Origin of the sequence: Microlunatus sp. Gsoil 973 (genome assembly GCF_009707365.1) — a bacterium.
Classification (GTDB): Bacteria; Actinomycetota; Actinomycetes; order Propionibacteriales; family Propionibacteriaceae; genus Microlunatus.
This window is the reverse complement of the sequence record NZ_CP046122.1, coordinates 4775742-4787623: the sequence shown is the minus strand read 5'-3', so window position 1 is coordinate 4787623 and position 11882 is coordinate 4775742. Positions and strand designations below refer to the sequence as shown.

Sequence of the window (11882 nt, the reverse complement as noted above, 5' to 3'; positions counted from 1 at the left end):
GCTGCTGCCGGCCGATCCCGGGGTTCGTGAGCTTGCCCGGTCGATCTACCGGTCGGTCGCCGGCGCGCCCATCTACTCCCCGCACGGTCACGTCGATGCCGCGATCATCGCCGAGAACCGCCCGTTCGGTAACCCGGCCGAGTTGTTGATCACTCCCGATCACTACGTCACCAGGTTGATCCACGCCCATGGTGTCGGGCTTGATCAACTCGGCGTGCGGAATCCGGCCGCCGACCCGCGGGAGATCTGGCGGATCTTCTGCGCCCATTGGCAGGTCTTCGCCGGGACTGTCGTCCGCTACTGGTTCGAGAGCGAGCTGTCGGAGGTGTTCGGCATCAACGTGCAGCCGAGTGCCGAGACCGCCGACGACATCTACGACCAGTTGGCGCAGAAGCTGGCCCAACCCGATTTCCGGCCGCGGGAACTGTTCGACCGCTTCAACATCGCGGTGCTCGCCACCACCGACGACCCGGCCGCTGATCTCTCGGCCCACCGGCTGCTTGCCGATGACCCCGACTTCTCCGGGGCCGTCGTCCCGACCTTCCGCGCCGACCGCTACATGTCGCCCGACGTCACCGGGTGGCCGGGCTTCCTGGACGAACTCGCTTCCGCCTCCGGCATCGACACCGGAAGTTACCGCGGGCTGGTCGACGCGCTGCGCAACCGGAGGGCGTACTTCCAGGAGCACGGTGCGACCGCGACCGACTCGGGCATGGCGGACGCGTACGCCGTGCCGATCAGTGATGCCGAGGCGGAAAGGATCCATCGGGCCGGCCTGGCCGGGACGGTGACACCGGCCGAGTCGGCCGCCTACCGCCGGAACCTGCTCTACCAGTTGGCTGCGATGGCCGCCGAGGACGGTCTGGTGATGCAACTGCACGCCGACGTCCTCCGCAACTACGACCAGGCGTCCTTCGACAAGTACGGCCCGGACACCGGTCATGATCTTCCCGGCCCGGCCACCTTCACCGCCGGTCTGCGCCAGGTGCTGAACGACTTCGGCAGGAGCGAGACCTTCCGGCTCGTGCTCTTCACCACCGACGAGACGGCGTTCTCCCAGCAGATCGCCCCGCTCGCCGGCTTCTACCCCAGCGTCTACGTCGGCGCACCGTGGTGGTTCATCGACACCCCGGCCGCGATCGGCAGGTTCCGTGCGTCGGCGACCGACAGCGCCGGCTTCGGCAAGACCTCGGGCTTCATCGACGACACCCGCGCGTACTGCTCGATCCCGGCCCGGCACGACATGTCCCGACGCCTCGATGCCGGGTTCCTGGCCGGCCTCGTCGCCACCCATCAGCTGGGCGAGGACGAGGCGCATGAGATCGCCGGCGATCTTGCCGGTCGGGTCCCGGTGAACACCTTCCGGCTGGAGAAGTACCTCTAGGAGTGCGACAGGTTGCCGTCGGCGAAGTCCTTGAAGATCGTCTGTGCGTGGGAGCCGAGTAGCACGACCGACTGACTGCCCCGCCAGCCGAATCCGCCGGTGGCGACCGCCCGCCCGACCTTCGACGGCCGGATGGTCCAGGCCCAGGCGGCGTACTGCAGGGCGTTCTCGGCGGGGAGGTTCGTCTCGGTCAGCCGGCTCGCCGCGTTGACCAGACTGCCGAACCGGGTGGGCCCGAGGGTCTTCATCGCCAGGACGAGCCCGGCCAGCAGCCGTTGCTGGTTGGCCGATCGGCCGAAGTCGCCGTTGGGCAGCATGTGCCGTTCCCTGGCGAACTGCAGCGCCTTCTCGGGCTTCAGCCGTACGACGCCCTTCGGGATGCCGCGACCGGGGATCCCCGGGCTGTCGACGGTGACACCGCCGATGGCCCGGACCAGCCGCTGGAAGCCCAGGAACCCGGTCACCACGTAGTGATCGACGGGCAACCCGGTGAGCTTCGCGACGGCCGCGGTCTGCCCGGCCGGGCCGCCGAACACCATTGCTGCGTTGATCTTCTCCCCGTCGATCCAGGAGTCCCGCGGGATGCCGACGATCGCTGCGCCGCCACGGCCGTCGACGCCGCAGACATGCAGCGTGTCGCCACGGCTGCGGGTGATCGACTCACCCTGCTTCTCCCGGGCGTCGGAGCCGATGATCAACGCGAACTGCCGGTCTCCGGCGGACAGCGCGTGCAGGCCCAGGCTCGGCCATCTGCCGGCCACGACGGTCCAGCCTTCGCGCCGTTGCACGGCGAAGGTGAGGTCGTCGCCGTGAGCGAGGACGCCGACCGGTGTGCCGCGCCACCGCCCGGCGCTGCCGGTGACCACCACCTCGTCGGTGTTCGGCCGACGCCGCTGCTCCAGGATCGCCGTCGCTGCCGTGGTCCGGACGTCGTTGCCGCTGTACAGGGCGGTGGCGAGTTCGGCGAGGCCGCCGGTGAGCCCTTTGGTGGTCACCGTGACCTTCCCGGCCGATGCAGTCGGGTTCGCGGGCTTCGGGCCAGCAGATGCCTGGTCCGTGGCGGCCGCTGTCGCGGTCGGCACCGTCGGGCTCGGGCCGGAAGGCGTCTTGCCCGTGCAGGCGGTGACGACTGCGGCGGGCGCCGCGGCCAACAGCGCGAGCAGGCTCCGGCGAGGCATCCGGTGCGTGATGATGGACCGCGGACGGCCGGAGCGCGCATCAGCGATCAACGACTGGCTGATCCCTCCCGAGCCGGACATCACGCTCCCTCGTCGTACGCACCGATCCTGACCCACGGTACAAATGATCATGCTGCTTGTCGACGGCGGACCAAAGAGGGCCCCTCCCGTCCGGGAGAGGCCCTCTGAGTTGATCAATCGTGATCGGACAACCGATCAGTGGCTGTGTCCGGCGGCCGGCTCTTCGTCCTCCGGCTTGTCCACCACCAGGGTCTCGGTGGTGAGCAGCAGCGAGGCGATAGAGGCGGCGTTGGCCAGTGCCGAACGGGTGACCTTGACCGGGTCGATCACACCGTCGGCGATCATGTCGCCGTACTTGCCGGTGGCCGCGTTGTAGCCCTCGGTCGGGCCCAGCTCGGCCACCTTGGAAGTGATCACGTAACCCGGCTGGCCGCCGTTCTCGGCGATCCAGCGCAGCGGCTCGACGACCGACTTGCGGACGACGTTGACGCCGAGCTCCTCGTCGGCCGGCAGGTCGAGCCCACCGTCCAGCGCAGCGGCCGCATGGACGAGCGCCGCGCCGCCACCGGCGACGATGCCCTCCTCGATCGCGGCCCGGGTCGCGGACACGGCGTCCTCGATCCGGTGCTTCTTCTCCTTGAGCTCGACCTCGGTGGCCGCGCCGACCTTGATCACGCAGACGCCGCCGGCGAGCTTGGCGACCCGCTCCTGCAACTTCTCCCGATCCCAATCGGAATCGGTCCGCTCGATCTCGGCGTTCAGCTGGGCGACCCGGGCCGAAACGTCCTCGGCCTTGCCGGCGCCGTCGACGATGGTGGTGTCGTCCTTGGTGACAACCACCCGGCGAGCCCGGCCGAGCACGTCGAGACCGACCTGGTCGAGCTTGAGGCCGACGTCGGAGCTGATCACGGTGCCACCGGTCAGGATGGCGATGTCCTCCAGCATGGCCTTGCGACGATCACCGAACGCCGGAGCCTTGACGGCGACCGAGGTGAAGGTGCCCTTGATCTTGTTCACGACCAGGGTGGACAGCGCCTCACCGTCGACGTCCTCGGCAATGATCACCAGCTTGCCGGACGCGCCGATGACCTTCTCCAGCAGCGGCAGCAGATCGTTCATCGAGCTGATCTTGCCCTGGTGGATCAGGATGTAGGGATCCTCCAGCACCGACTCCTGACGATCACCGTCGGTGACGAAGTACTGGCTGATGTAACCCTTGTCGAACTGCATGCCCTCGGTGAACTCGAGTTCGGTACCGAAGGTCTGCGACTCGTCGACGGTGATCACACCGTCCTTGCCGACCTTGTCGAACGCCTCGGCGATCAGCGAGCCGATCTCCTCGTCGCGGGACGAGACGGTGGCAACCGATGCCATGTCCGCCGTGGTCTGCACTTCACGTGCGTCGGCCTGCAGGCGCTCGGTGATCTTGGCGACCGCAGCGTCGATGCCCCGCTTGAGGGCGATCGGGTTGGCGCCGGCCGCAACGGCCTTCAGGCCCTGGTGCACCATGGCCTGAGCCAGCACAGTCGCGGTGGTCGTACCGTCACCAGCGATGTCGTTGGTCTTGGTCGCAACTTCCTTGGCCAGCTGAGCGCCGAGATTCTCGTACGGATCGTCGAGCTCGACCTCACGGGCGACGGTGACGCCGTCGTTGGTGATGGTCGGGGCGCCCCACTTCTTGTCGATGACCACGTAACGGCCCTTCGGGCCGAGGGTCACCTTCACCGTGTTGGCCAGGGTGTCGACGCCCCGCTCCAGCGCCTGCCGCGCCTCCTCATCGAAAGAGAGGATCTTGGGCATGAACTATCCCTTCTGGAGTTTCGTCGGACTTACTTGGAGACGACGGCGAGGATGTCGCGGGCGTTCAGCAGCAGCAGGTCCTTGTTGTCGTAGCGAACCTCGGTGCCGCCGTACTTGCTGAAGATCACGACATCGTTCTCGGCGACGTCGAGCGGAACCCGCTGGCCGTTGTCGTCGATCCGTCCCGGGCCGGTCGCCAGGACCTTGCCCTCCTGCGGCTTCTCCTTGGCGGTATCCGGAATGACCAGGCCGGACGCGGTCGTCTGCTCGGCCTCGAGCGGCTCAACGAGGACCCGGTCCTCGAGCGGCTTGATCGTGACTGCCACGTTCAAACCCCTTTCAGTTCTTGTGTGGTTTTACGAGTTCAGGTAAGGCGGTAAGACACGAGACGTCGTCGCGGGTGCCGTCCGGTGTCCACCGGTCACTCTGGCACACTCAGTCCGAGAGTGCTAAGCCGAGATTAGCACTCGGTCACCGTGAGTGCCAGATCACTCCCCGGCCGTCTGAGCCCGGCGGCATAGTTGGGTGGGTGACCGTAGGCAACACGTCTCACCGCGGCATCCTCGCTCTGCCCGGCAGGCTGCCCTACCGGTTGGACCGGTTGCTGCCCCCGGAGCAGCTGGGCTGGTGCGTCGACCGGTTCTGGATGACCGAATGGGACATTCCGCAGGGTCGTGCAGTGACGGCGAGGATCCTGCCGCATCCGACGGTCAACCTGACCCTCGAGGGCGACGGGCTGGTGATCACCGGCGTGGCGTCCGGGGTCTTCGCCCGGACACTGACCGGCCACGGTCAGGTCTTCGGGATCAAGCTCCGGCCGGGCGCTGCCCGACTGCTCACCGACGTGCCGATCCGGTCGTTGTCCGGCACCGGCCAGCCGGCGGAGGGCTTGCTGGCGGCGGGCGCCAACTGGCCTCAGCCCTGCGGGAGCAGACCTCGGACGCCGGCCGCGCCACCGCGTTCGCCGATCACATCGCCGGTCTCGGACTGGCGCCCGATGCGGACCTGATGATGGTCCAGCGAGCAGTCGACCTGTTGGTCGCCGATGCCGGCGTCAAACGGGTCGCCGACGCGACGCGCCGGCTGCAGATCAGCGACCGGAGCCTGCAACGGCTCTTCGCCGACTACCTCGGACTGACGCCGGGCTGGGTGCTGCGCCGCGGCCGGTTGCACGCTGCCGCCGAACGCCTGGTGACGCTGGCCGGCCGGCACTCCGAGCCTCTTGCCGAGTTGGCCGCGGAATTCGGATACGCCGACCAGGCGCACCTGACCAACGACTTCCGGCGTTTCATCGGCATGCCTCCGGGGAACTGGCTTGTTGCATTGGTGCGGGAGCACAGTTCGGGCCTGTCGCAGCCGATCAATCCCCCGAGTTGATCGTCCTGCGGCAGGCCCTGTCCATATAGGTACCTCAGGGATGGCGTCGTCGTGGGGCCAATCCGCAGATTTGGCCCCCGAAGCCCTCACGGCGGATCTAGAGTTGCGACGAGTAGCCCCGTGTCCGTTCCGGACGTGGCCCCCGGTTGGCCCTGCGCGGCCGCATAGCCGGCGGAGCCCCGGGGCGCCGAAGGGGTGATCGTCGGAGTGGGGGGAATCGTAGGAGTGCCGGCAGCGGATGTGTTCGCATGCCTGGGTCGTGCCCTGGATGGCGGGGGCGCCGACCAGGTCGGCGAGTTGATCGAACGCCACTGGTCGTACGTGATCAGGACCGACGCCTCGCTGCTGCTGCGGGCCACCCGGGCGTTGTCCGGTGACGCCCTGCACCGTCATCCGGCCGCTGCCCTGGTGCAGGAATTGTTCGCCCCGATCCGGCCGGCGATCATGCGGCGCAACGACCCGCTGCTCGATCGGGCGATCGACGGCCATGCCGGTCTGGATGATCATCGGGCCAGGGTCGGCGTCGGGCTGGCGGCGATGATCGCACTGACCCGACGCGGCCGGTTCGCCGAGGCGGCCGCGCTGGGCCGCCGGGTCGTCGACCTCGGAATCGAACTACTCGATCCGGGCTTCCTGGACGGCTCGAGCGTGCCGGCCCTCGAACTGCATGCCGGGATCGCCCATCTGATGGCCGCGGACCTGGCCGGCGCCGAGCGGCATCTGTCGGCCGCCTATCGGGATCTCTCGCCGTTCGCCAACCACGGCCTGGATGCCGCCGGCAAGCTCGGCTTCCTGTACGCCCTGCGCGGCGAATCCCATTTGGCGTCGACCTGGCTGGAGCGAGCCCAGAGCCTGGAGCCCGGCGCGGGTGACTGGTGGTTGCGGTCGACCGAACGGCAGAGCATCGCGGCGGCCAGCATGCTGCTGGCCATCGACCGGCTGGACTGGCCCGACTTCCACCGGCACAACGTGACCGAGGACATGGCGGTGCCCAGTGAGAACTGGATGTACGTCGTCTACGCGCGGGCCCGTGCGGGTCTGTTCCTCGGCAACCAGCGGATCCTGATCAACGAACTGCACGACTTCCGCGACCAGGTGCCGTTGATCTTCTCCGCCCACTCCCTGCCCGGCATGTTGCTGGACAGTGCCGAGCTGGATCTGTTGGTCAGCCTCGGCGACCTGGACGCGGCCGCGGAGGTCGCCGCCAGGCTCGGTGACGATCCGTTGGAACGGGTCGCCGCGGCCCGTTTCCGGCTGGTCACCGGCAGCCCGGCGGCGGCGGAGGAGATCGTCGCCGACTCCCGTTGGCCGGTACGGATCAGCCGGCGGGTGCGGCTCAATCTGCTGCTGCTCCACGTCACCGCCGATCTCGCCCTCCGGCTGAATTCCGACGACCGCATCCGGCTGCTGCGGCGTGCCGCGGTGGAGACCGCCAACGAGGTCGATCCCTGGCTGTTCACGATGGCGGTGCACGACCCGGCCACCGTCGACCTGCTCGGTCGACACGCACCGGAGACCGCACCGTTACTGTCCCGGCTCGCCGAGATCGCCCCGCCTCGGCCGTTCCGACTGTCCCGCTCGCCGGCTCGGCTCACTCCGCGAGAGCAGGTGTTGCTCGGCCGGCTGGCCGGCGACGGGGGGCTGAATGAGATCGCTGCCGACCTGCACGTCTCCCCGGCGACCGTCCGCAACCAGCGCAAGAGCCTGTATCGCAAGCTCGGGGCGACCTCCCGGGCCCATGCCGTCGAGATCGGGCTGCGCGCCGGTCTGCTGCCGACGGACTCCCGGCCCGGAGGCTGACTTCGGTACGGCGTTAGGTTCGTCGTATGGACAAGAAACCGGTGGTGCTGGAGATCGACCTCGGCCTGGGCCTGCAGAGCTCGGATCCGCAGGATCCGGTCAGCGCCGTACGATCCCGCAACGTCCCACGGCTGCCGACGATCGTGTCGGGTCTGCGGCACGGCGCCAAGGACGACGACGTCGTGGCAGCGGTCGTCCACATCACCCCGCAGCTGACGGTGTGGCAGGCCGAGGAGCTCGGTCGGGCACTGCAGGCGTTCGCCGCGGCCGGCAAGAGGGTGATCGCCTGGACCGAGAGTTTCGGTGAACTGGGGCCCGGCACCGTCGGTTACTACCTGGCCACCGCGGCGGACCAGATCTGGTTGCAACCCAGCGGGTCGCTCGGCCTGCAGGGCATCGCGCTGAACGTGATGACCGTCCGCGGGGTGCTGGACAAGATCGGCGCCGAACCGCAGATCGGCCAACGACACGAGTACAAGACCGCAGCCGAGATGTACACCTCCACTCGGATCAGCGAACCCAACCGGGAGATGACCGGCCGGATGTGTGATTCGGTGACCGGGCAGGTGGTTTCGGCAACCGCCGCCGCGCGCGGGATCCAACCCGACCAGGTCACCGATGCGATCGCCGCAGCTCCGCTGTCGGCCCAGCAGGCGATCGACCGCGGCCTGGTGGACCGGCTCGGCTACCGGGCCGACGTCTACCGCGCGATCCGCGAGGAATTCGGGCGACCGGACGACGATGATGTCCAGATCCGGCTGGTCTTCGCCCACCGATATGCCCGTTCGATCACCAAGGAGGCCATCCGCCGGACCCGCCTGGGCAGGACCAGGCGCCGGCCGATCATCGCCGTCGTCGACGTTCAGGGTGCCATCGTCACCGGCCGCGGCAACCGGCAACTCCCGTTCGGCCAACCCCAAGCCGGGTCGGACCACGTGATCGCCGCACTGCGTGCCGTCCCGCAGAACGATCAGGTACGCGGTGTCGTGCTGCGGGTGGACAGCCCGGGCGGATCCTATGTCGCCTCCGACGCGATCCGCCATGCGGTGCTGCAGGTCAAGAGATCCGGCCGGCCGGTGGTCGCGTCGATGGGTGCGCTGGCTGCCTCCGGCGGGTACTTCGTCTCGATGGCCGCCGACCAGATCACCGCCCTGCCGAGTACGCTGACCGGTTCGATCGGTGTGCTCGGCGGCAAGGTCGTGATCAAGGAGACGTTGAACAAGATCGGGATCGTCCGGGAGACGATCGGCGATCGGCCGGCGACGATGTTCTCACCGACCCGGGTCTTCGAGCACGACGAGTGGCTCAGGATCGAGTCGTGGCTCGACACGGTCTACGACGACTTCACCCACAAGGCCGCGGAGGACCGTGGCCTGTCCTACGACGTCCTCGAACCGGTGGCCCGCGGTCGCGTCTGGACCGGCGCCGATGCCAAGGAGCGTGGCCTGGTCGATGATCTCGGCGGCTTCCAGGACGCGGTGATCGCGACCTGCCGCAGGGTCGGTGTCGATCTCGATCATGTCCAGGTGCAGCGGTTCCCCCAGCTGCCGATGCTGGCCAGGCTCCGTCCGGCCGAGTCCAGCGAGTCGCCCGCGGCTGCCGTCCTCGGCGGACGCCCGCCCGGCCCGCTGGAGACGCTGACCCAGGCGCTCGGTGTGGATTCCTTCGGCCTCTTGACCGTGCCCTGGCGCTTCGATTTCAGCTGAACCCTGACGACCCTCCATGGGTTCCTCGCCGCACCGGTTCCTCGACCGCGCACCAGTTCCTCGGCCGCGCACCAGTTCCTCGGCCGCGCACCGGCTGCAGTTGGTGCGCCGCCGAGCAAGCGGTGCGGGAGAGGGCGATCAGCGCACTCGACGGCCGATCAGTACGCGGGCGCCGACCGGTGTCCTGGAGATGATCATGGTCGCCTCCTGGTCGCCGGCCGGTTTCAGCCGCCTGCGCAGCGCCGCCGGGTCGCCGTCGATGCCGCGCTTCTTGATCTCCAGGCGGCCGATGTCGTGGTCGTGGACCCAGCGGCGCAGGATCTTCTCGCTGTACGGCAGCACCTCACTGATCTCGAAGGCCGTGGCGTACGGCGTCGGTGTCAGCCGGTCGGCGGACAGGTAGGCGATCTGATCGTCGAGCAGCCAGGCGCCCAGCTCCTCACCGAGTACGGTGATGGCGCCGGAACGGATGACCGCCCCGTCCGGTTCGTAGAGGAAGCGGCCCGGGCCGGCCACCGCAGGCCGCCCACCGGTCCGGTCGGCCACCAGCCGGTGATCGGGCATGATCAACGCCGATCGACTGTCCGGGACCGAGCCCGGCCCTGACCAGAGGCTGACCTCGACCGTCTCGCCACGATCGCTGACCCATTCGGCCTCGACCGCTGCGGGGATCTCCCGATGCGGCAGGGCCGGCCCGAGCTTGATCCCGACCGTCCGCGAGCCGTCCAGGAGCGCGGTGACGAAGGCCCACCGGGGCGTGAAGTCCTCGGTCCGCCACAATCGTCCCGACGTCGTCCGCCGGGCCGGATCGAGGAAGACGCCGTCACCGGCGCCGATCAGGGCGTCGGCCACCTCCTCGGCGTCCCCGGTGATCACCTCGGCGCGCCCCGCCAGGTTCGCGGCGGCGATCTCGGCCGTGTGTGGATCCCGCTCGACCGCGATCACCTCGAGGCCGGCCTCGGCGAAGGCCATCGCGTCCGAACCGATTCCGCAGCCGAGATCGATCACCCGCCGCACGCCCGCGAGCACGAACCGCCCCGCGTGGTGCGCAGCGACCGACGGCCGGGTGGCCTGCTCGAGTCCGTCCCGGGTGAAGAACAGCGAGGCGGCGCGGTCGCCGAACTTGCCGGACGCCCGCCGCCGCAGGGTCACCTGCTCCAGCGCCGCGGCGGCGACCTCGGGCGGATGGTGCCGGCGCAGCCGCTGCGCTGCCGCCAGCGATCCCGGATCGGGTTCGGCGGCGGCATCCGCCAGGGCCTCGGCGGTCACCGGATGGGGCAACACGCCCCTGACTGTAGGCGGCCCCGGCCGGGTCAGTCGATCAGGACGGGGGAACTCATCGGACTGCTACACGATGGTCGTCTGGCGCGCTCTCGGCACCGACACCGGGAAGTGCTGCATGCCGCGGATCAGGCTGCCAGCGCGGCGTACGCGTTTGCCGGCCGGCTGCAGATCGGGGAACTCGGTGGCGATGGTGCGCAGCGCCATGCTCGCCTCGAGGCGGGCCAGCGGCGCGCCGACGCAGTAGTGGATGCCACCGGAGAACGACAGATGTTCACCGGCGTTGGACCGGGTGATGTCGAACCGGCCCGGATCGGTGAAGACGGCCGGGTCGCGGTTGGCACCGCCGAGGGCGGTCATCACGAACTCGCCGCGGGCAACCGGCCGGCCGAGTACTTCGGTGTCGACCATCGCCATCCGTCCGGTGCGCTGGACCGGCGGGTCGTAGCGCAGTCCCTCCTCGACGACCTTGTCGGCGAGCTCAGGTTGCTCGGTGAACAGCCGCCACTGGTCGGGATGGGAGAGCAGCGCGAGCACCGTATTGCCGATCAGGTTGACCGTCGTCTCGAAACCGGCGATCAGCAGCAGGGTGCACAGCGGCACCATCTCCTCGGGGCGTACGGCTTCGGTCGAGCTCTGGTTGGCGGCCACGATCCGGCCGATCAGGTCGTCCTTGGGCTCCTGCCGGCGGAGCTCGAAGATCTCGGTGAAGATCTCGGCCAGCCGCGCCCGGGTCGCCATCAGTTCGCGGGCATGGGCGAGCGACTGGATGCCGCCCAGAGCACTGCCGAACCGGGCGCCGTGCATGGCGAACTCCTCGGCATTGGCATCCGGGATGCCGAGCAGGTCGGTAATCACCGCGATCGGCAGCGGGGCGGCGAAGGAGGAGACCAGGTCGAACGGCTCGTCCCTCGGCAGTTTCTTGATCAGGTCGTCCAACACCGACTGCACCCGCGGTGCGAACGCGGGAATCCGGCGCGAAGTGAAGTCCGGCGCCACCAGCCGGCGCAGCCTGGTGTGGTCGGGCGGATCGAGATCCAGCAGGGACAGCTGGTTGTCGCGTCCCTCGGTCTGGCCGACTCCGAAGTTCCGGGAGCGGAGCACCTCGTTGCAGGCTGCGTGACTGACCGTCGCGTGGTTTCCCAACGGGGTGGGCACCAGGAGGCCACGCCGCCGGATCTGTTCATAGATCGGGTACGGATCCTGTCGACCCGCTTCCAGCAGCAGCCGGGCGGCGGGATTCCGCCGGACGTGCCCCTGGTAGGCAACCCTCAGCCGGGTCCCGTACAGCTCCCGGATGAACGCCACCTGCTGTCGACCGATCGCCATCGTCCC

The 11882-nt window shown here is 69.0% G+C and carries 10 protein-coding genes; 5 read left to right on the top strand and 5 right to left on the bottom strand.

What is annotated here, in order from left to right; translation table 11 throughout:
* Position 1 precedes the first annotated feature (1 nt).
* Positions 2-1384, top strand: coding sequence for a glucuronate isomerase (gene uxaC / locus GJV80_RS22475; protein WP_154689804.1), 1383 nt, complete (start codon positions 2-4; stop codon positions 1382-1384).
* On the opposite strand, the gene GJV80_RS22470 is transcribed toward uxaC, so the two are convergent.
* The 3 genes from GJV80_RS22470 to groES form a co-directional block, all read right to left on the bottom strand.
* A complete protein-coding gene (locus GJV80_RS22470; protein ID WP_195909075.1) occupies positions 1381-2643 on the bottom strand; it encodes an LCP family protein in 1263 nt (420 codons plus the stop codon). The genes uxaC and GJV80_RS22470 overlap by 4 nt on opposite strands.
* A gap of 135 nt (positions 2644-2778) precedes the next feature.
* Complete coding sequence (gene groL, locus GJV80_RS22465) at positions 2779-4383, bottom strand: chaperonin GroEL (RefSeq protein ID WP_154689802.1); 1605 nt, start codon at positions 4381-4383, stop codon at positions 2779-2781.
* Positions 4384-4412: 29 nt separating this feature from the next.
* A complete protein-coding gene (groES, locus tag GJV80_RS22460; RefSeq protein ID WP_154689801.1) occupies positions 4413-4709 on the bottom strand; it encodes a co-chaperone GroES in 297 nt (98 codons plus the stop codon).
* A 203-nt stretch (positions 4710-4912) separates the two neighbouring features.
* On the opposite strand from groES, the gene GJV80_RS23355 reads away from it, so the two are divergent.
* From GJV80_RS23355 to GJV80_RS22445, 4 genes are all read left to right on the top strand, one after another.
* Positions 4913-5392 (top strand): DUF6597 domain-containing transcriptional factor, encoded by a 480-nt coding sequence (locus GJV80_RS23355; RefSeq protein ID WP_195909074.1) that lies wholly within the window; start codon positions 4913-4915, stop codon positions 5390-5392.
* A complete protein-coding gene (locus GJV80_RS23350; protein WP_195909073.1) occupies positions 5392-5760 on the top strand; it encodes a helix-turn-helix domain-containing protein in 369 nt (122 codons plus the stop codon). Before GJV80_RS23355 ends, GJV80_RS23350 begins: the two co-directional genes overlap by 1 nt.
* A 225-nt stretch (positions 5761-5985) precedes the next feature.
* Complete coding sequence (locus GJV80_RS22450; protein ID WP_154689799.1) at positions 5986-7560, top strand: helix-turn-helix transcriptional regulator; 1575 nt, start codon at positions 5986-5988, stop codon at positions 7558-7560.
* 26 nt (positions 7561-7586) lie between these two features.
* On the top strand, positions 7587-9266 hold the full coding sequence (locus GJV80_RS22445; protein ID WP_154689798.1) for a S49 family peptidase: 1680 nt from the start codon (positions 7587-7589) through the stop codon (positions 9264-9266).
* Between the two features lie 138 nt (positions 9267-9404).
* Here GJV80_RS22445 and GJV80_RS22440 read toward each other — a convergent pair whose 3' ends face one another.
* Complete coding sequence (locus GJV80_RS22440; RefSeq protein ID WP_154689797.1) at positions 9405-10550, bottom strand: class I SAM-dependent methyltransferase; 1146 nt, start codon at positions 10548-10550, stop codon at positions 9405-9407.
* Positions 10551-10613: 63 nt separating this feature from the next.
* The gene (locus GJV80_RS22435; RefSeq protein WP_154689796.1) at positions 10614-11876 is read right to left on the bottom strand and encodes a cytochrome P450; all 1263 of its coding nucleotides are present in this window, start codon (positions 11874-11876) and stop codon (positions 10614-10616) included.
* Positions 11877-11882 lie beyond the last annotated feature (6 nt).